Raw genomic sequence first — 19,309 nt, 5'->3', positions numbered from 1 at the left:
CGATGGCACGTCCAGGACGGGTGGTGCTCGCGGGCGCCGCCACGGGCCTGCTGCTGGTCGCGTTCGGCAAGAGCATGCAGAACTCCTCCACGCCCGCGGCGGCGGCGGTGGTGCCCAAGAGCATCGACATCCCGTCGATCGACGTCGAGGCCCCGCTGATGAAGCTCGGGCTGAGCAAGGACGGCGAGGTCGAGCTGCCGCCGTACGAGAAGCCGAAGATGGCCGGCTGGTTCAGCGGCAGCGCGGTGCCCGGCGAGAAGGGCGCCTCGGTGATCATCGGCCACGTCGACACCAAGACCGCCCCCGCCGTGTTCTACAAGCTCAGGCAGTTACGCAAGGGCGAGACCGTCAAGGTGGAACGCAGCGACGGCAAGGTCGTCAGCTTCAAGGTGGACGCCATCGAGCAGGTCTCCAAGGACCACTTCCCGGCAAGGCGGGTGTATGTGGACGACGGGCTGAAACTGGTGACCTGTGGCGGTAAGTTCGACTACTCCAAAGGCGAGTACGTCGACAACATCATCGTCTACGCCTCCAAAGCCTGACCCAGACGGAGCCATGAGCACAGACACCAACCCGCCCGCGTCCGGTGCCCGCGTGCCCTGGGAGGATGTCCACCCGCTGGTGCGCGAGGCGGTCGAAGCCTTCCTAGGCGGCCCGATCGTCGAGGCCGTCACCCAGCAGGGAGGCTTCTCCCCGGCCGCCGCGGTGCGCCTGCGGACCGCGGCGGGACGGCGCGCGTTCGTCAAGGCCGTCGGCCCCGAACCCAATCCCGACAGCGTCGCCATCTACCGGTCCGAACTCAGGAACGCCGCCGCGCTGCCCGAGTCGGTCCCCGCGCCGAAGCTGCTGACCGGCTTCGAGCTGGAGGGCTGGGTGACGCTGGTCTTCGAGGACGTCGAGGCCGTCCACCCCGCGATGCCCTGGCAGCGCGACGAGCTCGACCGGGTGCTCCTGGCGCTGAAGGAGATGTCGGCCGCGCTCAGCCCGTCGCCGATCGCGGCTCCCACGGTCGGCGAGGTCATGGGCGGCTCGTTCCAGGGCTGGCGCAGCCTCCTCGACGAGGACACCATGGGGCTCGACCCGTGGGCGCTGCGCAACCTGGCCGAGCTGGCCGGGCTGGAGTCCGGCTGGGCCGCCGCGGCGGCCGGCGACACGCTGGTCCACGCCGACCTGCGGGCCGACAACATCCTGCTCACGTCCGACCGCGTCTACGTCGTCGACTGGCCCTGGGCCTGCCTGGCCGCGCCCTGGTACGACCTGGTCGCCATGTTGCCGTCGGTCGCCATGCAGGGCGGCCCCGCCCCGCACGAGCTGTTCGACGATCCCGACCCGGCGGTCACCGCGGTGCTCGCGGCGATCACCGGCTACTTCGTCCGGCAGGGCCGCCAGGCCGATCCGCCTGGGCTGCCCACGCTCAGGGCGTTCCAGCGGGCGCAGGGCGTGGTCGCGCTGGAATGGTTGAAACGGCGTACCGGCTGGGTGTGACCCGTGCGGCGGGTAGGCTAAACAGTCGTGCTGGTCCTGGCCTTTGATACCGCGACGCCCGCCGTCACCGCCTCCCTCGACGACGGCGAGCGGGTGCTCGCCGAGTCCACGACGATCGACGCCCGCCGCCACGGCGAGCTGCTCGTCCCCACCATCGAACGTGTGCTGGCCGACTCCGGCGCCGCCCTGCGTGACGTGACGGCCATCGTCGCGGGCAGCGGCCCGGGGCCGTACACCGGTCTGCGTGTCGGTCTGATGACCGCCCAAGGGCTCGCGACGACGCTCGCCGTCCCCGCGTACGGCATCTGCACTCTCGACGCGGTCGCCTACGGCAGCGGGCTCGGCGAGCCGTTCCTCGTCGCCACCGACGCCCGGCGCAAGGAGGTGTTCTGGGCGCGTTACCAGGACATGCGCACCCGCGCCGACGGCCCGTTCGTCGACCGGCCCGCCGACGTGCCCGTCGAGGGCCTGCCGGTCGTCGGCGCCGGCGCCGCTCTCTACCCCGACGTCCTGGGCGACCACGACGCCCCGCCCTACCCCTACGCGGGCGCGCTGGCCGCGCTGGCCGCCGAGCGGCTGGCCGAAGGCACCCCGCTCGACCCGCCGCGGCCCATCTACCTGCGCCGGCCCGACGCGGTGGTGCCCGGCACGCCCAAGCGGGTGACGGCGTGAGACTTCGGCCGATGACCGAGGCCGACCTGCCCGCGGTCATGGCGATCGAACGTGCCATGTTCCCGCTCGACGCCTGGAGCGAGGGCATGATGCGCGGCGAGCTGGCCGACATGCCGCGCTCGCGCCACTACCTGGTGGCCCTGGTCGACGACGAGATCGTCGCCTACGCCGGCATCGCCACCGCGGCCGACCAGGCCGACGTGCAGACCATCGCCGTGCTGGAGAAACACCAGGGCACCGGCATCGGCAGCGCGATGCTGACCGAGCTGCTGGCCGAGGCGGGGCGCAGGGGAGCACGCGAGATCTTCCTGGAGGTACGCGCCGACAACCCGCGCGCCCAGGCCGTCTACCGGCATTTCGAGTTCGAGGAGATCGGCACCCGCCGCCGCTACTACGACGACGGCACCGACGCGATCATGATGAGAAGGAAGCTGGATGGCTGACGCACCCCTGGTCCTGGGCATCGAGACGTCCTGCGACGAGACCGGCATCGGCATCGTCAGAGGCCACACGCTCCTCGCCAACACCATCGCCTCCAGCATGGACGAGCACGCCAGGTACGGCGGCGTGGTGCCCGAGGTCGCCTCCCGCGCACACCTGGAGGCCATGACCCCGACCGTGGAGGCGGCGCTGGCCGAGGCCGGCCTCAAGTTCTCCGACATCGACGCCATCGCCGTCACCGCCGGGCCGGGCCTGGCCGGGGCGCTGCTGGTGGGCGTGGCCGCCGCCAAGTCGTACGCGCTGGGCCTCGGCGTCCCGCTCTACGGCGTCAACCACCTGGCCGCCCACGTGGCGGTCGACCAGCTCGAACACGGGCCGCTGCCCAAGCCGTGCATCGCCATGCTGGTCTCCGGCGGCCACTCCTCGCTGCTGCTGGTGCCCGACGTGGCCGACGACGTGATCTCGCTCGGCTCGACCGTCGACGACGCGGCCGGCGAGGCGTTCGACAAGGTGGCCCGGGTGCTCGGCCTGCCCTTCCCGGGCGGCCCGCACATCGACCGGGCCGCCCGCGAGGGCTCGGGCACCGCCGTCGCCTTCCCCCGGGGCAAGATCGACGACGGCACGCTCGACTTCTCCTTCTCCGGCCTCAAGACCGCCGTGGCCCGCTGGGTCGAGGCGCGCGAGGCGTCCGGGCAGTCCATCCACGTGCCCGACGTGGCCGCCTCCTTCCAGGAGGCCGTGGTCGACGTGCTGACCCGCAAGGCGTTGCAGGCGTGCAAGAAGTACGACGTGCACGACCTGTTGATCGGCGGCGGCGTGGCGGCCAACTCGCGGCTGCGGGCGCTGGCCCAGGAACGTTGCGACGCGGCGGGCGTACGGCTGCGGGTGCCGCGGCCGGGGTTGTGCACCGACAACGGCGCGATGGTCGCCGCCCTGGGGTCCGACCTGGTGGCGGCGGGTGTGACGCCCTCGACCCTGGAGATCCCGGCCGACTCGTCGTTGCCGATCACGACGGTCCACGTCTGAGCCCTGGCGGCGGGGCGTTCCCCCGCCGCCGGGCGGTGCTCAGTCCTTCGTCCTGGTGGGCCGGAGCAGGGCCTCGGCCAGCGCCAGCATGGTCTCCTCCAGCGCGGCCAGCCGCTTGGTGAGGTCGTCGGTGGCGGGCTGCACGATGCCGCTGACCGTCTCGCTCAGCTCGTCGCGGTCGGGGCGGGAACGTACCAGCTCGGTCAGCGCGTCGGCGGCGGCCGACAGGCGGTCGGCCTGGGCGCCGGCCTGTGACTGGATCAGCTCGCCCACCCGCTCGGGGATGGCCAGGGCGGCGGGGAGCTGGCTGACGTGCTGGTTCATGGCCTTGACGCGGTCGTCGACCGACTCCAGGTGCTCGCTGGCCTGCTCGGCCCGCGTGGCCAGGCCGTTGAGGTGGGTGCCGAGGCCGTTGAAGCGGCTGTCGAGGCCGCTGAACTGGCCGTCGAGGGTGTCGAACCGGGTGATCAGGTGCTCCTCGGCCTCGACCAGCCGCTCGTCGATCGACTCCATCTGGTTGTCGAGCTTGTTGAAGCGGCCCTCGCTGCGGGTGGCGGTCTCGGTGAGGTGCTGGTCGGTGGCCGACACGTGCTCGTCGAGCGAGCCCAGGCGGCCGTCGAGGCCGTCGAGCCTGGTGTCGATGTCGGCCAGGCACTCGTCGGCCGACTCCAGCCTGCTGTCGAAGCCGGTGAGCCGGGTGTCGAGCCCCTTGAGCCGGCCCTCGACCCGGTCGAGCCGGGCGTCGACGCCGTCGAGCCGCCCGGTGAGCCGCTGCTCGCTCTCCCCGAGCTGCACGGCGAGGTGCCGGTCGGCCTCGTCGAGACGGGCGGTGAGCCGCTGCTCGACGTCGGTCAGCCGGACCGTGAGCCGCTGGTCGGCGGCGTCGAGCCTGGCGGCGGCGCGCTCGTCGGCGCGGTCGAGCCGCGCGGTCAGGCGTTCGTCGGTCTCGTCGAGGCGGCCCGCCAGGCGCTTGTCGGCCTCGTCGAGACGGGCGGCGAGGTGCAGGTCGGCGTCGTCGAGCCGGGCGGTCAGACGCTGCTCGGCCGCGTCGATCTTGACCGCCGCCTGTTCGGCCGCGGCGGCGACGCTCTCGGTCAGCCCGCCGACCGCGCTCTCGACCCGTTCGGTACGGCCCGACAGGTCGGCGACCGACTTGTCGAGCCGGGTGAACCGGCTGGCCGCGGCCTCCATGCTGGAGTTGAGCTGCGTCAGCTTGGTGGCGAAGTCGGACATGCCCTGGGTGATGCCGTCGGTGGTGTCGAGCACGGACTGGAGGCGTTTGAGCGCCTCGTCCACGGCCTCGCCCACGGTGCCCAGGTCCGCCCACAGGCTCGGCAGCTCGGCCACCGGCGCGACCCGGGCGTCGACGTTGCCGATCTTCTCCCCGACGGCGTCCACGTGGTCGCGTACGGCCTCGACGTGCTGGGCCAGGCCCTCGGCCCACATCGGCGGCTTGGCGGTGATGTCGTCGAGCCGCCCGCTCACCGATTCGAGGGTGCCGCTCAGGCCGCCCAGCTCGCGTTCGCGCACCTCGCGCAGCAGCCACTCCATGCCTTCAAGGCGCTGGCGGATCTCGTCGAGGACGGCTCCCTGGGTGCGCTGCTCGTAGACGTGGTCCTGGGCGGCACGCGCGAGGAGGTCTCGCATCCTCTCGGAGATGGCGGACTGGCCGCCCGCCTGAAGAAGGGTGGTGTGGTTGGAATGGTCCACCGAAAGGCTCCTTCGCTCGCCGACGGTCTGCCGCGCAGCGGTGGGATAGGTCCGGTTTGCAGATGAAAGGGCGAGTACGCGGGTTACCGCATAAGGGGGAGAACTCCCGCCCGTCAACCTTAGCCTTTCGATCAACGTCCGGCAGGGCCGAAGTGAAAGATCGTATTTAGCGGAAGAATGACCGCTTTGGATTGTTCAAGCAGGTGAGATGGGGTTGCAGATGAGAACCGAAGGTTTATCGAGAATGCGGGTCAGAATGACGATTCCGGATTTGTCGCCGGAAAGTCGGAGGTCGGTCCGCAGGCGTTCGATGTCGATCGCGGAGGCGCGCTTCTTGATGGTGACGTTCCCGATCCGGCGTTCGCGGAGAGCCGCGCGGAGCCTTTTCAGCGAGAACGGCATGACCTCGTCCACCTCGTATCCGGTGGCCCAAGGGGTGTCGGCCGGCTCGTCGGCGGTGATGTAGGCGATCATGGGGTCGGCCAGGCGGCCGTTGATCATTTCGGCCACCTCGCCCACGAGATGGGCCCGGATCGCCGCGCCGTCGGGCTCGTAGACGTAACGGCCCATCGGGCCGACGGGGGCCTCGACCCCCGTGGCGGCCAGGGTGTGGCCGGCGGGCAGCAGGGTGGCGCGGCGGGCGACCCCGGTGTCGGGGCCCGTGTCGGGGCCGGTCCACAGGGTGGCCTCCTTGACCTCGCCCTTGTACGACACCCATTCGGCCTCGGCGTCCTCGGGGATGAACTCGTACGGGATGCCGGGGGCGACCTTCAGGCACGCCCGCGGGGCCCGCGCGACCAGGTCGAGCACGACCGGCCAGGGCGGCGAGTAGGCCATGGGGTCGAACGTGCGGCCCTTGCCGCTGCGCCGGGCCGGGTCGGCGAACAGCGCGTCGTACTCCTCGGGCCGGACCTGCGCCGCGTCGCCCACGGAGACCCGCACCCGGTCGGCCAGCCCGAGCGCGTCGGCGTTGGCCCTGGCCACGGCGACGGTCAGCGGGTCGAGGTCGACGGCGTCGACGTCGCAACCGGCGTGGGCGAGCGCCAGGAGGTCGCCGCCGACGCCGCAGCACGCGTCGATCACCCGCGCGCCGCCGCCCATGCGCCGGGCGCGGTGGGCGGCGACCTCCTTGCGGGTGGACTGTTCCAGGCCGTGCGGTGTGAAGTACATCACCTCGGCGTCCGCGCCGAACTTCGCCCTGGCGCGTTCCCGCAGCGCCGCCTGCGTGAGCGCGGCGGAGGTGAGCGCCGCGTCGTAGGTGCGGCGCAGCCGGGTCGCCGCGGCGACCGGGTCGGCCCCGGCCAGCTCCGCGGCCTCCGCCAGCGCCCGCTGCCCGCGCGGGGTCAGCAGCTCGCCGAACGCGTCGAGATCCATGTACGCGCTCCGCTCACAAAGAGGTGTCGCCGAGGGACACCAGAAGCTTGCGCAGCAGCCCGGCCAGGGCCTCGCGCTCGTCCTCCGGCAGGCCGGCGAGCAGCCGTTCCTCGTTGGCGGCGTGCAGGACGAGCATCTCGTCGGCGACCCTCCTGCCCTCCTCGGTGAGGGCGACCAATGTCATGCGGCGGTTGTGCGGCGCGGGCCAGCGATCGACCAGGCCGCGCTTGACCAGGTGGTCCATCCGGTTGGTGAGCGCGCCGGGGCTGACCATGGCGGAGGAGGACAGGTCCTTCATGCACATCGTGGCGTCGGCGCCGCTGCGCAGCAGCGTGGCCAGCATGTCGAACTCCCACGCCTCCAGCCCGTGCTCGGCGAAGAAGTCCTTCACGCCGCGTTCCAGCAGGCGGGAGGCGCGCGAGACCCGGCCGATCACGCCCATCGGGGACACGTCGACGTCGGGCCGTGTCCGTGCCCACTGTCCGAGTATCTCGTCGACCGCGTCATCCACGTGGCTCAGCCTATCAAAGCTTCGACGTTGAAATGTTGGAGGTCGTACGGTACTGTCCACGACGTCGAAATGTTCAACGTAGAAATTTTCAAGGTGGGATCGTCATGAAGGTGCTGGTGCTGGGCGCGACGGGGTACATCGGCGGCGCGGTCGTCGAGCGGCTGGCCGAGCAGGGACACGAGGTGGCCGTCCTGGTGCGGCCCGCCGCCGACGGCGCCAAGCGGGTGCCCGGCGTGGCCGACGAGCGCCACGGGGACCTGGCCGACGCCGCGGACGTCGCCGCCGCGATCACCCCGGACATCGACGCGGTCGTGGTCGCCGCCAACCTCAGCGGCGACCGGGAGACCGACCTCGCCGCGGCCGGCGTGCTCGCGGCGTCGGGCAGGAAGATCGTCTTCACCAGCGGCGTGTGGGTGCTGGGCGCCACCGTGGACGGGCACGAGGACAGCCCGGCCGACCCGATTCCGCTCGTGGCGTACCGGCACGAGCTGGAGCGGCTGATCCTCGACGGCGGCGGCTCGGTGATCCGGCCCGGCGTCGTCCACGGGCGCGGCGCGGGCATCCCGGCCCTGCTGCGCGCCCAGGCCGCCGAGCGCGGCGCCGGCGTGTACGTCACCGCCGACGGCGAGTCGCCCACCTGGACGTTCGTGCACGTCGAGGACCTGGCCGACCTCGTCGTCGCCGTCCTGGAGAAGGGCGGGGCGCGGGTCTACCACGGCATCAGCGAAGAGGCCGTGCAGGTCGCGTCCGTGGCCGAGGCGGCGGCCCGGTCCGTCGGCGTAAAGCCGCAGGCCGAGCCCTGGCCGCTGGCCGAGGCCGCCCAGACGCTGGGGACGGGCTTCGCCGAGGCCCTGGCGCTCAGCCAGCGCATCAGCGCGACACGCACGCGCGCGGAGCTCGGCTGGAACCCCTCCCGCCCCGGTGTGGTGGCCGATCTGGTCGAGGGCTCCTACGTCTGATCGCTCTGAGCAGACGAGTTCGTGTTGACTGTCAAGCCCCTCTTGCATATGTTTCCTGTTGGCACTCTCACCTTGAGAGTGCCAACGTGCGACGAGGCAGGTCTGACACCCGCGACGGCAGGCCCAGCTGGTCGCCTCTTCTAGATCATTCAAATCTGAAGGGGAGGTCCGATCGTGACGACCGCCACCAAGGTTCCCGTTAAGCCGCTCGGCGACCGCATTGTGGTTCAGCCGCTTGAGGCAGAGCAGACCACCGCTTCCGGACTGGTCATCCCGGACACCGCCAAGGAGAAGCCGCAGGAGGGCAAGGTCCTCGCGGTGGGCCCGGGCAACTGGGATGAGGACGGCGACAAGCGGATTCCGCTTGACGTCTCCGAGGGCGACATCGTCCTCTACAGCAAGTACGGCGGCACCGAGGTCAAGTACGGCGGCGAGGAGTACCTCGTGCTCTCCGCCCGCGACGTTCTCGCGATCATCGAGAAGTAGTAGGCCGGTTGTGTCGGGCCCCGGGCGCTCTTGAGGGCGGCCGGGGCTTTCGACGCCAGGAGAGGACTTTCAGCAATGGCGAAGATCCTGGAGTTCAACGAGGACGCCCGCCGCGCGCTTGAGCGCGGTGTCAACGCCCTCGCGGACGCCGTGAAGGTAACCCTCGGCCCGCGTGGCCGCAACGTCGTCATCGACAAGAAGTTCGGTGCGCCGACGATCACGAACGACGGTGTGACCATCGCTCGTGAGATCGAGCTGGAGGAGCGCTACGAGAACCTCGGCGCCCAGCTCGCCAAGGAAGTTGCCACCAAGACCAACGACATCGCGGGTGACGGCACCACCACCGCCACCGTGCTGGCCCAGGCGATGGTCCGCGAGGGCCTGCGCAACGTGGCCGCCGGCGCCTCGCCGCTGTCGCTCAAGCGTGGCATCGACAAGGCCGCCAAGGAGATCAGCGACCGGCTGCTGGCCAGCGCGCGCGAGGTGGGCGACAAGAAGGAGATCGCCAACGTCGCCACCATCTCCGCCCAGGACGCCAAGATCGGCGAGCTGATCGCCGAGGCGTTCGACAAGGTGGGCAAGGACGGTGTCCTCACCGTCGAAGAGTCCAACGCCATGGGCATGGAGCTCGAGTTCACCGAGGGCATGCAGTTCGACAAGGGCTACCTGTCGGCGTACATGGTGACCGACCCCGAGCGCATGGAGTCCGTCCTCGAGGACGCGTACATCCTGCTCACCCAGAGCAAGATCTCCTCCATCGCCGACTTCCTGCCGCTGCTGGAGAAGGTCGCCCAGACCAAGAAGCCGCTGCTCGTGGTCGCCGAGGACGTCGAGGGCGAGGCCCTGGCCGTCCTGGTCACCAACAAGATCCGCGGCACCTTCACCTCCGTGGCCGTCAAGGCCCCGGGCTTCGGTGACCGCCGCAAGGCGATGCTCCAGGACATGGCCATCCTCACCGGCGGCCAGGTCGTCAGCGAGGAAGTCGGGCTCAAGCTGGAGCACGTCGGCCTCGAGGTGCTCGGCACGGCCCGCCGTGTCGTCGTCACCAAGGACGCCACGACCATCGTCGACGGCGCCGGTGACCAGCAGGCCATCGAGGACCGCGTCAAGGAGATCAAGATTGCCATCGAGCAGTCCGACTCCGACTGGGACCGCGAGAAGCTGCAGGAGCGCCTGGCCAAGCTCGCTGGCGGTGTGTGCGTGCTGCGCGTCGGCGCCGCCACCGAGGTGGAGCTGAAGGAGAAGAAGCACCGCCTCGAGGACGCGATCTCCGCGACCCGCGCCGCGATCGAGGAGGGCATCGTCTCCGGCGGTGGCTCGGCCCTGATCCACGTGGGCAAGGAGCTCGACGACCTCGGCCTGACGGGCGACGAGGCCACCGGCGTCGGCGTCGTGCGCCGCGCGCTGGTCGAGCCGGCCCGCTGGATCGCCGAGAACGCCGGCCTGGAGGGCTACGTGGTGACCCACAAGGTCGCCGAGCTGCCCGCCGGCCAGGGTCTCAACGCCGCGACCGGCGAGTACGTCGACCTGATCGCCCAGGGCGTCATCGACCCGGTCAAGGTCACGCGCTCCGCGGTGCAGAACGCCGCTTCGATCGCGGGCATGCTCCTGACGACCGAGGCGCTCGTCGTGGACAAGCCCGAGGATGAGGCTCCGGCCGGCGGCCAGGGCCACGGCCACGGCCACGGTCACTGACCCGCCTCTTCCCCCGCGCCTGTACGGCCCGCACCGGTTCCCCCCGGCGCGGGCCGTCGGCGTTCCCGGGGTCTTGAGCGGGTTCGCCCCGCGCCCCGCCCTGTACGGCCCGTACTGGTTTCCTCCGGTGCGGGTCGTCGGGGTTTCCGGCACTGTGGGGCGGGTTTGCCGCAGCGCCGCGTACGGCCCGCACTGGCTCGCTCTGGTGTGGGGCGTCGGTGTTCCCGGCCCTCTTGGGCGGGTTTGCCTCGCGCCTCGCGCCCGCGGTGGTTCCCGCTGGTGTGGGCGGCTCACCTGAGTGGTTTCTGAGGGGGGAAATGCCTTCTGGGACGGGTGGGGGCAGAGGGGGCGGGGGCGTGGAAAAGTGGGGGAAAAGGTGGAATATCGGAGTAAACCAGGAGTGACGGTTAAGCGTCAGGGGCTGGCAATTGTCGCGCATTATGGGTTATGGAGTGAAACATTATGTCAGCTCTTAAGGCTTAGTGTGGTCGTTTGATTACTGTTGGTTATCGTCGCTTCAATGTGACCAATCCGTAGCCGTTCGCCATGACGACAGGCCGGATCAGTGCGGGCATCATGCCTATCGTGAGCGAGGGAAGCGTCGCCGACGCCAAAATTGGGGTAAGGCTCGCGTCGAGACTTCCGGCACGGACGGATGACTCCGACCTAAGGGAACTGACGAGCCTCGCCGTGCAGGGAGATCGCAGTGCGATCGAATCCTTGCTCGGGGAGTTGCGTCCCATGGTGGTGCGGTATTGCCGCGCCAGGCTGGGCAGGGTTTCTGGGCAATATCACATTGCCGATGACGTAGCCCAGGAGGTGTGCATCGCGGTGTTGTCCGCGTTGCCGCGATACCGGGACATGGGGCGGCCTTTCGCGTCCTTCGTGTTCGGGATCGCCTCGCACAAGGTGGCCGACGCGCTGCGCAGTTCGGTGCGCTCGGCCGTGCCCACCCAGGATCTGCCCGACGGGCCCGACGACGGCCCTGGGCCCGAGGAGACGGTGGTCCGCTACATCGAGGTCGAGCACGCGCGCAGGCTGCTGGCCAGGCTGCCCGACAACCAGCGGGAGTTGCTGCTGTTGCGGGTGGTCTCGGGGCTGTCTGCCGAGGAGACCGGTAATGTACTCGGCATGTCACCAGGAGCGGTCCGCGTCGCCCAGCATCGGGCGCTGGCCAGGTTGCGGCAGATGGCCGAGCTGGAGTCGGCTTGACGCCGGAGGACGAGCTCCATGCGCTTGACCTGCTCCAGACCGACGCGTTGCTCGACGCGGTCGCACGGGGCCGGGCGCGGGACTCGTCCGACCCTGCGGTGAGGTTGCTGGGCGCGCTGCTGGACGACGTCTCCGAATCAGAGGTCGTCCCGGAGGTCGATCAGCGGCGCTCCTCGGTGTCGATGACGCCGTCGACGTAGCCTCGGGCGTACTCCCAGCTGACATAGTCGGCGGGATCGGGATGGAAGGCCGGCTCGTGCACCTGCGGCTGGCCTTTCTCGATCATCTGGCGAAGGTTGCCGCGCAGCAGCTCCCAGTCGAAGAAGTGCTGCTCGCCGCACTCGGGGCAGTCGAGCACGAGGCCGAGCACACCCTGCGGTTCGAGCAGGGAGCGAAAGACCTCGACGTCTGCCAGGTCGGTGATGGCCTCGTCGCGCTCGGCCGCGGTGAGTGGCTCGGCGTCGTCGAGAGCGCCCATCGCCGAGGACGGGTCGTTCGGGTCGTCCGCGAACGGGTCGCGGGGGACGTCTTCCAGCACCTTCCCACCATATGACCGAAGCGGCCCCGGCGTAGAGTATTAGCCGAGCCATCCCCGCCTGGCGGCCTCCACGCCGGCGTGGAAGCGCGACTGGGCGCCCAGCTCGGCCATGGCGTCGGCGAACCTCGCGCGTACGGTGCGGACCGAGACGCCGAGCTGGCGGGCGATGGAGTCGTCGCACACACCCTGCGCGGCCAGGCGCAACACCTGGACCATCCCGTCGCCCCGGTGGCCCCAGGGGAGGGACACGGCCCGGCCCCACAACTCCTGGAACAGCGTGCGCAGCATGCCGACGACGATCGGGGTGCGTACGAGATAGAAGTTGTAGGCGTGGTCGGGCAGGTTGCCGCCCCACAGGGCGGGCAGGCCGGCGACCTCGGGCCCGGCCGTCATGAACCAGCTCGGCACCCGGTCGAGGGTGCGCACCTTGCCGCCCGTGTCCTGGAGCCGGGTGAGCTGATGGCGTACGCCCGGCAGGCCCAGAGTGGAGACCGGGACGATCACTTCGACGCTGAGCAGTTGTCGTTTCTGCGCATCAATCCATGGGTCCGCAAATTTGCGAACAAAATCTGCCATTGTGCGCTCGTCGGGGATCGCGGTCAACAACTCCATCGGCGGTGATTGCAGTGCTATGCCGACGACGCTCTCGTAGAGGACGTCCGCGCCGTTCGCCATCTCCACGGGGAATGTCCCGCTCTGATAATTGCGGCCAGCGTCGTAGTCGCGGATCAGGCCGCGGATGGAGCCGAGCGCCGAGTCGATCCTGCGGCTCTCCTCGGCCAGCCGGTCGAGCCGCTCGGCGATGACCCGGCCGAGCGCCGCGGCCGGATGCCTGGCCAGGTACTCGCCGGACTGCTCGTCGACCACGCCCAGCCTGACCAGGTCGTCGAGCTGACGCCCCACCTTCTCCACCGGGCCGTCCATGGCCTGCGCGAGGTCGGTCCGCGTGGCCCTGTGCAGGCGCAGCACCGCTGTGTACAGGGCGGACTGCGCCGGGTCGAGGCCCAGCGTCTCGAACGGCTCTGCAACGCGCCGGGGCTGGTTATGCATTATGGGCGGCTCCGTCGGGGGGACACGGGCGTGCCGCGAGGATAACTCCAGAGCGCGTTCGTGTCCGGGGCTTGCCGGGAATCGGCGGCGCCGCGTGCAACTTCGTGCAATTGCACGTTTTCACATTGCGTTGTGCCGGTGAGTAACGCAGGCTTTACCTAGCGTCGGCACCCTGAAGCGGGGCTGGGCAGCAGCCGCCATCAGGACGCGGAGGGGGGTTCGGTGGCGTGAAACGCGCTGCCCGGCCTGGGTGCCGGTGGCCGGGGGACGGGATGGATCACCGAACGTCCCGTCCCCCGGCACTTCTTTACGTTCCGGGGTGCGTCCCGGGGCGGCGGAGCCGGGAGTGCGAGGGGCCTGGGGGCCTTGGCACTCCCGGCTTCGTCGCGTTTTGGAGGCAGGCCCTAGACTTGGTCCAATCAGCGCAGAGGTCAGGAGGGGGCCGAGGCATGTCCAAGTTCACCGAGATGGGTTTGACCTTCGATGACGTGCTGCTGGTGCCTGGCTATTCCGACCTGCAACCAGGGGAGGCCGAAACCGGGTCCCGCCTGTCACGGGAGATCACGCTGTCCATCCCGCTGGTCTCCGCGGCCATGGACACCGTGACCGAGGCCCGCATGGCGGTCGCCATGGCCCGCCAGGGCGGCATCGGCATCCTCCACCGCAACCTGTCGGTCGAGGAGCAGGCCCAGCAGGTCGATCTGGTCAAGCGGTCCGAGGCCGGGATGGTGACCAACCCGGTGACCTGCAGCCCCGACGACACGCTCGCCGACGTCGAACGGCTTTGCGCGACGTACCGGATCTCCGGGGTGCCGGTGACGGACGTGTCGGGCACGCTGGTCGGCATCGTGACCAACCGCGACATGCGCTTCGAGAGCGACCAGACCCGCCCCGTACGCGAGGTCATGACCAAGATGCCGCTGGTCACCGCCCCGGTGGGGGTGTCGCGTGACGAGGCGTTCGCGCTGCTGCGGCAGAACAAGATCGAGAAGCTGCCCCTCGTCGACCCCGACGGCAGGCTGCGCGGCCTCATCACGGTCAAGGACTTCACCAAGAGCGAGCAATACCCGCTGTCCACCAAGGACGCCGACGGCCGGCTGCTGGTCGGCGCGGCGGTGGGCGTGGGCGGTGACGCCGAGCTGCGGGCCAAGGCGCTGATCGAGGCCGGCGTCGACGTCGTCGTGGTGGACGTGGCCCACGGCCACTCCAAGGGCCTGGCCGACATGATCGCCAAGCTCAAGGCCAACAGCAAGGTCCAGGTCATCGGCGGCAACATCGCGACCAGGGCGGGCGCGCAGATGCTGGTCGACGCGGGCGCCGAAGCGGTCAAGGTGGGCGTCGGGCCGGGCTCGATCTGCACCACCCGCGTGGTGGCCGGGGTGGGCGCGCCGCAGGTGACCGCGATCCACGAGGCGTCCAAGGCGTGCGCGCCGGCCAGGGTGCCGGTGATCGGCGACGGCGGCCTCCAGTACTCGGGCGACATCGTCAAGGCCATCGCGGCCGGCGCCGACACGGTCATGCTGGGCTCGCTGCTCGCCGGGTGCGAGGAGTCTCCGGGTGAGCTGATCTTCATCAACGGCAAGCAGTTCAAGTCGTACCGGGGCATGGGGTCGCTCGGCGCGGTGCGCAACCGCGAGCGCGGCGGCACCTCCTTCAGCAAGGACCGCTACGCGCAGGCCGACGTCGACGACGACGACAAGTACATCCCCGAGGGCATCGAGGGGCAGGTGCCCTACCGCGGGCCGGTCGCGGCCGTCGCCCACCAGCTCATCGGCGGGCTGCGCCAGGGCATGTGGTACGCGGGGTGCCGCACGATCGGGCAGATGCACACCGACTGCGAGCTCATGCCGATCACGGCAGCGGGGCTCAAGGAGAGCCACCCCCACGACATCCAGATGACCGTGGAAGCTCCGAACTATCACAGAAGGTAAGTTCATGACTCAGCAGGTGGAGATCGGGCGGGGCAAGACCGGGCGGAGGGCGTACGCGCTCGACGAGATCGGGCTCGTGCCCTCGCGCCGCACCCGTGACCCGGAAGAGGTCTCGATCGCCTGGCAGATCGACGCCTACCGGTTCGAGCTGCCCGTCGTCGTCGCCCCCATGGACAGCGTGGTCTCGCCCGCCACCGCGATCGAGATCGGCCGCCTCGGCGGCCTCGCGCCGCTCGACCTCGAAGGTCTCTGGACGCGCTACGAGGACCCGTCGCCGCTGCTGGAGGAGTGCGCCGAGCTCGACGCCGCGGCCGCGACCAGGCGGCTCCAGGAGATCTACGACGCGCCGATCAAGGAAGAGCTGATCGGGCGCAGGATCGAGGAGATCCGGGCGTCCGGGGTGACGACGGCCGTCCGCCTGTCGCCGCAGCGCACGGTCCAGTACCACAAGGCCGTGATCGACGCCGGGGTGGACATCTTCGTCATCCGCGGCACGACGGTGTCGGCCGAGCACGTCTCGGGCCGCGCCGAGCCGCTCAACCTCAAGCAGTTCATCTACGAGCTCGACGTGCCGGTCATCGTGGGCGGTTGCGCCACGTACACCGCGGCGCTGCACCTGATGCGCACGGGCGCCGCGGGCGTGCTGGTGGGCTTCGGCGGCGGCGCCTCCCACACCACCCGCAACGTGCTGGGCGTGGCGGTGCCGATGGCGACCGCGATCTCCGACGTGGCGGCGGCGCGGCGCGACTACATGGACGAGTCCGGCGGCCGGTACGTGCACGTGATCGCCGACGGCGGCATGGGCACCTCGGGTGACATCGCCAAGGCCATCGCCTGCGGCGCCGACGCCGTCATGGTGGGCTCGCCGCTGGCCAGGGCCGCCGAGGCCCCCGGCCACGGCTTCCACTGGGGCTCCGAGGCCCACCACCCCGACCTGCCGCGCGGCCGTCGCGTGGAGTTCGGCACGGTCGGCACCCTGGAGCAGATCCTCCACGGGCCCTCCAGCGTGGCCGACGGCTCGATGAACCTGATGGGCGCGCTCAAGCGGACGATGGCCTCCACCGGCTACTCCGACATCAAGGAGTTCCAGCGCGTCGAGGTCGTGGTCGCGCCGATCCAGCGCTGACCGGCCCGCGTGACGGCTCCCGGGGGTTGCCGCCCCCGGGAGCCGTTCGCTGTCCGGGGGCGGCCCGCCGGGGCTTCGCCGTCCGTGCCGGGCGCAGGGGAGGGCAAGGGTGTCTGAGCAGGTCGAACTGGTCTTCCGGGAGGAGTACGGCCGCGCGGTTTCGGTGCTCGTCCGCGTGTTCGGGGACATCGACGTCGCCGAGGAGGCGGTGCAGGAGGCGTTCGCGGTCGCGGTACGGCTGTGGCCGGAGCAGGGGACGCCGCCGAGCCCGCGCGGGTGGCGCTCACGTTGCGGCTGCTCGGCGGGCTGACGACGGCCGAGATCGCGCACGCCTTCCTGGTGCCGACGGCCACGATGGCCCAGCGGCTGGTCAGGGCCAAGGACAAGATCCGGCAGGCGGGGATCCCGTACCGGGTGCCGGAGGCGGCCGACCTGCCGGACCGGCTGCGCGCGGTGCTGGCGGTGGTCTACCTGTTCTTCAACGAGGGCTACACGGCCAGTTCGGGTGAGCGGCTGGTCCGGGAGGACCTGTGCGCGGAGGCCGTCCGGCTCGGACGGCTGCTGGCCGAGCTGATGCCGGACGAGGCCGAGGTGTGGGGGCTGCTGGCGCTGATGTTGCTCATCGACTCGCGCCGGGCGGCCAGGACCAGGGGCGACGGCGGTGAGCTGGTGCCGCTGGCCGAGCAGGACCGTACGCTCTGGGACCGGGCGCTGGTCGAGGAGGGGCAGGCGATCGTACGGCGGTGCCTGCGGCGCGGGCTGCCGGGGCCCTACCAGGTGCAGGCGGCGATCAACGCCGTGCACGGCGACGCGGCGAGCGCGGGGGAGACCGACTGGGGGCAGATCGTGCAGCTCTACGACCTGCTGCTGGCATTGACGCCGGGGCCGGTCGTGGCGCTGCACCGCGAGGTGGCGGTGGCCGAGGGTGACGGCGCCGGGGTGGGGCTTGCGCTGGTCGAGGGCCTGGAGGTGACAGGCTATTACCTGTTCCACGCCGTACGGGCCGACCTGCTGCGGCGGCTAGGACGCGACGGGGAGGCGGCGCGGGCGTACGACGAGGCGACCTCCCGCGCGGGCAACGACGTCGAGCGGGAGTTCCTGCGCCGACGGCGCGAGACGTTGAGGGGGACGTGAGGGTGAACCGGATCTGCGTGGTCACAGGAGCCAATCGGGGGATCGGGCTGGAGGTGGCCAGGCAGCTCGCGGCGGCCGGCGACACCGTCGTGCTGACCGCCAGGGACGAGGACAAGGCGGCCAAGGCCGCGGCCGGGATCGGCGGCGACGTGCTCGCGCGGCGGCTCGACGTGGCCGACGAGCGGTCGGCGGCCGAATTGGCGCGGGAGCTGGAGGAGAGCCACGGGCGGGTCGACGTGCTGGTCAACAATGCCGCCATCCACTACGACACCTGGCAGCGGGCCGGTGACGCGGACCTGGGCGTGGTGTCGGAGGCGCTGGAGACGAACCTGCTGGGCGCCTGGCGGGTCACGCTCGCCCTGCTGCCGCTGTTGCGCCGAGGCGCGCACGGGCGGATCGTGAACGTCTCCAGCGAGCTGGGCTCGCTGGCCTCCATGGGGGGTGGCACGCCCGCGTACGCGGTGTCGAAGACGGCGCTGAACGCGCTGACGAGGATGCTCGCCGCCGAGCTGCGCGAGGACGGCATCCTGGTCAACGCCGTCTGCCCGGGGTGGGTGGCGACCGACATGGGCGGCCCGGGAGGGCGGCCGGTCGCCGAGCGGGCGAGCAGCGTGTTGTGGGCGGCGGACCTGCCCGACGGCGGGCCGACCGGCGGGTTCTTCCGCGACGGGCAACCGTTGCCGTGGTGATCCGCGGGAGGATTTCCGTGGTGCCGGACGGGCGCCACGACGGCGGTCAGCGGGTGTAGGTCATGAGGACCACCCCGCCCTCGAACGTGCGCGTGCCGGTAAGCGTGAACGTGGTCGGCTGGAACGCGCCGTCGAACGCGGCGATCCCCGTCCCGGCCACCACCGGGTAGGCCTTGACGATCAGCTCGTCGATCTCGGGCAACACGGACGCGGCCAGCTTGCCGCCGCCGCAGAGCCAGATGTCGAGGCCGTCCTCCTGCTTCAGGCGGCGCACCAGGCCGAGCGGGTCCTCCTTGACCAGCTCGACGCCGGGGTCGTCGATGCTCTCGATCGTGCTGGACACGACGTACTGGCGCAGGTGGGCGTACGGGCTGGTGATGCCGGCCTCAAGGGCGGGCTCGTACGTGCCGCGGCCCATCACCAGGGTGTCGAAGCGCCGGTTCGGCGCGTCGAGGCCGACCTGCTGCCTGATGTGCGTGGGGACGGCCTCGGACATCTCACCGTTGATGTAGGCGGCCAGGGCGTCGCTCACCGGGTAGAAGTCCCACTCGCCGCCGGGGCCGGCGATGTAGCCGTCGATGGAGATGCCGACGTAGTACACAAGCTTTCGCATAAATAACTCCGTTTGAAGTACTATGGTTGAAGTGATTTCACCGTAGTACTACAGATGGAGTGGTGTCAACATGGTCCGGCAGAACCTGGCGAGGAGGGCGGCGCTCATCGACGCCGCGATCGAGGTGCTGGCCGTGGAGGGGGCGCGCGGCCTGACCTTCCGGGCGGTCGACGCGCGGGCCGAGGTGCCCACGGGCACCGCGTCCAACTACTTCGCCAGCAGGGACGACCTGCTCACCCAGGCCGGCGGCCGGATCTACGAGCGGCTGCAGCCGGACGCGCAGACCATCGCGGCCAGTCTGGCCGGGCCCCGCGACCGTGAGCGCGTGGTGCAGCTCATGATCGAGCTGGTGGACCGGATCTCTGCGTTCAGGTCGGGCTATCTCGCGCTGCTGGAGCTGCGGCTGGAGGCGACCAGGCGGCCGGAGTTGCGGGCCGTGCTGACCGAGCGCATCCGCGCCGACGTGCAGGCCAACATCGACTATCACCTGGAGTCGGGGCTGCCCGGCGACGCCACCACCGTGGTGGTGCTCTACCTGGCCATGAACTGGCTGGTGGTCGAACGGCTCACGCTGCCCGACGTGTTCGGCGAGGACCAGGTCAAGGATCTCGTGACCCGGACGGTAGAGCGCATCCTGCCGTAGCGGGCCCGGTTGAT

General features: G+C 70.7%; 21 protein-coding genes. 15 read left to right on the top strand and 6 right to left on the bottom strand.

Annotated features, from left to right (window positions below; all coding sequences use genetic code 11):
- Positions 1–2 precede the first annotated feature (2 nt).
- The 5 genes from DMB42_RS41315 to tsaD are packed head-to-tail and all read left to right on the top strand — an operon-like array spanning position 3 to position 3,624.
- Complete coding sequence (locus DMB42_RS41315; protein ID WP_185845134.1) at positions 3–542, top strand: class F sortase; 540 nt, start codon at positions 3–5, stop codon at positions 540–542.
- Positions 543–555: 13 nt separating this feature from the next.
- Entirely contained in the window at positions 556–1,485 is a 930-nt protein-coding gene (locus DMB42_RS41310) for a phosphotransferase (protein WP_125644615.1), read from the top strand.
- 27 nt (positions 1,486–1,512) lie between these two features.
- Positions 1,513–2,157 (top strand): tRNA (adenosine(37)-N6)-threonylcarbamoyltransferase complex dimerization subunit type 1 TsaB, encoded by a 645-nt coding sequence (gene tsaB / locus DMB42_RS41305; RefSeq protein WP_125644613.1) that lies wholly within the window; start codon positions 1,513–1,515, stop codon positions 2,155–2,157.
- 11 nt (positions 2,158–2,168) lie between these two features.
- On the top strand, positions 2,169–2,600 hold the full coding sequence (gene rimI, locus DMB42_RS41300; protein ID WP_125644612.1) for a ribosomal protein S18-alanine N-acetyltransferase: 432 nt from the start codon (positions 2,169–2,171) through the stop codon (positions 2,598–2,600).
- Positions 2,593–3,624, top strand: coding sequence for a tRNA (adenosine(37)-N6)-threonylcarbamoyltransferase complex transferase subunit TsaD (tsaD, locus tag DMB42_RS41295; protein WP_125644610.1), 1,032 nt, complete (start codon positions 2,593–2,595; stop codon positions 3,622–3,624). Before rimI ends, tsaD begins: the two co-directional genes overlap by 8 nt.
- Positions 3,625–3,663: 39 nt before the next feature.
- Here tsaD and DMB42_RS41290 read toward each other — a convergent pair whose 3' ends face one another.
- The 3 genes from DMB42_RS41290 to DMB42_RS41280 form a co-directional block, all read right to left on the bottom strand.
- Complete coding sequence (locus DMB42_RS41290) at positions 3,664–5,334, bottom strand: hypothetical protein (protein WP_125644608.1); 1,671 nt, start codon at positions 5,332–5,334, stop codon at positions 3,664–3,666.
- A gap of 195 nt (positions 5,335–5,529) precedes the next feature.
- Entirely contained in the window at positions 5,530–6,708 is a 1,179-nt protein-coding gene (locus tag DMB42_RS41285) for a class I SAM-dependent methyltransferase (RefSeq protein ID WP_125644606.1), read from the bottom strand.
- Positions 6,709–6,721: 13 nt separating this feature from the next.
- Positions 6,722–7,219 (bottom strand): MarR family winged helix-turn-helix transcriptional regulator, encoded by a 498-nt coding sequence (locus DMB42_RS41280; RefSeq protein WP_221762578.1) that lies wholly within the window; start codon positions 7,217–7,219, stop codon positions 6,722–6,724.
- Positions 7,220–7,323: 104 nt separating this feature from the next.
- Here DMB42_RS41280 and DMB42_RS41275 point away from each other — a divergent pair, with 104 nt between their 5' ends.
- From DMB42_RS41275 to DMB42_RS41260, 4 genes are all read left to right on the top strand, one after another.
- Positions 7,324–8,178: an NAD-dependent epimerase/dehydratase family protein gene (locus tag DMB42_RS41275; protein ID WP_125644604.1), complete on the top strand. Its 855-nt coding sequence runs from the start codon at positions 7,324–7,326 to the stop codon at positions 8,176–8,178.
- Between the two features lie 171 nt (positions 8,179–8,349).
- Positions 8,350–8,664 (top strand): co-chaperone GroES, encoded by a 315-nt coding sequence (gene groES, locus DMB42_RS41270; protein WP_197093639.1) that lies wholly within the window; start codon positions 8,350–8,352, stop codon positions 8,662–8,664.
- 75 nt (positions 8,665–8,739) lie between these two features.
- Positions 8,740–10,359 (top strand): chaperonin GroEL, encoded by a 1,620-nt coding sequence (groL, locus tag DMB42_RS41265; protein WP_125644602.1) that lies wholly within the window; start codon positions 8,740–8,742, stop codon positions 10,357–10,359.
- Positions 10,360–10,935: 576 nt separating this feature from the next.
- Complete coding sequence (locus tag DMB42_RS41260; protein WP_090930520.1) at positions 10,936–11,571, top strand: sigma-70 family RNA polymerase sigma factor; 636 nt, start codon at positions 10,936–10,938, stop codon at positions 11,569–11,571.
- Between the two features lie 160 nt (positions 11,572–11,731).
- On the opposite strand, the gene DMB42_RS41255 is transcribed toward DMB42_RS41260, so the two are convergent.
- Both DMB42_RS41255 and DMB42_RS41250 read right to left on the bottom strand, forming a co-directional pair.
- The gene (locus DMB42_RS41255) at positions 11,732–12,109 is read right to left on the bottom strand and encodes a DUF5319 domain-containing protein (RefSeq protein WP_090930411.1); all 378 of its coding nucleotides are present in this window, start codon (positions 12,107–12,109) and stop codon (positions 11,732–11,734) included.
- 39 nt (positions 12,110–12,148) lie between these two features.
- Entirely contained in the window at positions 12,149–13,159 is a 1,011-nt protein-coding gene (locus tag DMB42_RS41250) for a LuxR family transcriptional regulator (protein WP_125644600.1), read from the bottom strand.
- A gap of 449 nt (positions 13,160–13,608) precedes the next feature.
- On the opposite strand from DMB42_RS41250, the gene guaB reads away from it, so the two are divergent.
- The 5 genes from guaB to DMB42_RS41230 all read left to right on the top strand — a co-directional run bounded on the left by guaB (position 13,609) and on the right by DMB42_RS41230 (position 18,039).
- The gene (gene guaB / locus DMB42_RS41245; RefSeq protein ID WP_125644598.1) at positions 13,609–15,090 is read left to right on the top strand and encodes an IMP dehydrogenase; all 1,482 of its coding nucleotides are present in this window, start codon (positions 13,609–13,611) and stop codon (positions 15,088–15,090) included.
- 4 nt (positions 15,091–15,094) lie between these two features.
- Positions 15,095–16,216 carry a GuaB3 family IMP dehydrogenase-related protein gene (locus DMB42_RS41240; RefSeq protein ID WP_185845133.1) on the top strand — a complete coding sequence of 374 codons (1,122 nt, stop codon included), beginning with the start codon at positions 15,095–15,097 and terminating at the stop codon, positions 16,214–16,216.
- Between the two features lie 109 nt (positions 16,217–16,325).
- Entirely contained in the window at positions 16,326–16,526 is a 201-nt protein-coding gene (locus DMB42_RS56150) for a hypothetical protein (RefSeq protein ID WP_312024798.1), read from the top strand.
- Positions 16,457–17,350 carry a DUF6596 domain-containing protein gene (locus DMB42_RS41235; RefSeq protein ID WP_312024797.1) on the top strand — a complete coding sequence of 298 codons (894 nt, stop codon included), beginning with the start codon at positions 16,457–16,459 and terminating at the stop codon, positions 17,348–17,350. Before DMB42_RS56150 ends, DMB42_RS41235 begins: the two co-directional genes overlap by 70 nt.
- Positions 17,347–18,039, top strand: a complete 693-nt coding sequence (locus DMB42_RS41230; RefSeq protein ID WP_221762577.1) for an SDR family oxidoreductase — start codon at positions 17,347–17,349, stop codon at positions 18,037–18,039. Before DMB42_RS41235 ends, DMB42_RS41230 begins: the two co-directional genes overlap by 4 nt.
- Before the next feature lie 46 nt (positions 18,040–18,085).
- Here DMB42_RS41230 and DMB42_RS41225 read toward each other — a convergent pair whose 3' ends face one another.
- Complete coding sequence (locus DMB42_RS41225) at positions 18,086–18,652, bottom strand: dihydrofolate reductase family protein (protein ID WP_125644596.1); 567 nt, start codon at positions 18,650–18,652, stop codon at positions 18,086–18,088.
- 70 nt (positions 18,653–18,722) lie between these two features.
- On the opposite strand from DMB42_RS41225, the gene DMB42_RS41220 reads away from it, so the two are divergent.
- Positions 18,723–19,295 carry a TetR/AcrR family transcriptional regulator gene (locus tag DMB42_RS41220; RefSeq protein ID WP_125644594.1) on the top strand — a complete coding sequence of 191 codons (573 nt, stop codon included), beginning with the start codon at positions 18,723–18,725 and terminating at the stop codon, positions 19,293–19,295.
- The last annotated feature ends 14 nt before the right edge of the window (positions 19,296–19,309 follow it).

This window comes from Nonomuraea sp. WAC 01424 (assembly GCF_003947315.1).
Classification (GTDB): Bacteria; Actinomycetota; Actinomycetes; order Streptosporangiales; family Streptosporangiaceae; genus Nonomuraea; species Nonomuraea spiralis.
Note: the sequence above shows the minus strand (reverse complement) of the source record. Positions and strands in the feature narration are given on the sequence as shown.

Bases quoted from the DNA above. Each gene is read 5' to 3' on its own strand.
- DMB42_RS41315 (WP_185845134.1), top strand. From the start codon at position 3: ATGGCACGTCCAGGACGGGTGGTGCTCGCGGGCGCCGCCACGGGCCTG.
- DMB42_RS41310 (WP_125644615.1), top strand. From the start codon at position 556: ATGAGCACAGACACCAACCCGCCCGCGTCCGGTGCCCGCGTGCCCTGG.
- rimI (WP_125644612.1), top strand. From the start codon at position 2,169: ATGACCGAGGCCGACCTGCCCGCGGTCATGGCGATCGAACGTGCCATG.
- tsaD (WP_125644610.1), top strand. From the start codon at position 2,593: ATGGCTGACGCACCCCTGGTCCTGGGCATCGAGACGTCCTGCGACGAG.
- DMB42_RS41285 (WP_125644606.1), bottom strand. From the start codon at position 6,708: ATGGATCTCGACGCGTTCGGCGAGCTGCTGACCCCGCGCGGGCAGCGG.
- DMB42_RS41275 (WP_125644604.1), top strand. From the start codon at position 7,324: ATGAAGGTGCTGGTGCTGGGCGCGACGGGGTACATCGGCGGCGCGGTC.
- groL (WP_125644602.1), top strand. From the start codon at position 8,740: ATGGCGAAGATCCTGGAGTTCAACGAGGACGCCCGCCGCGCGCTTGAG.
- DMB42_RS41260 (WP_090930520.1), top strand. From the start codon at position 10,936: ATGCCTATCGTGAGCGAGGGAAGCGTCGCCGACGCCAAAATTGGGGTA.
- DMB42_RS41250 (WP_125644600.1), bottom strand. From the start codon at position 13,159: ATGCATAACCAGCCCCGGCGCGTTGCAGAGCCGTTCGAGACGCTGGGC.
- guaB (WP_125644598.1), top strand. From the start codon at position 13,609: ATGTCCAAGTTCACCGAGATGGGTTTGACCTTCGATGACGTGCTGCTG.
- DMB42_RS41240 (WP_185845133.1), top strand. From the start codon at position 15,095: ATGACTCAGCAGGTGGAGATCGGGCGGGGCAAGACCGGGCGGAGGGCG.
- DMB42_RS41225 (WP_125644596.1), bottom strand. From the start codon at position 18,652: ATGCGAAAGCTTGTGTACTACGTCGGCATCTCCATCGACGGCTACATC.
- DMB42_RS41220 (WP_125644594.1), top strand. From the start codon at position 18,723: ATGGTCCGGCAGAACCTGGCGAGGAGGGCGGCGCTCATCGACGCCGCG.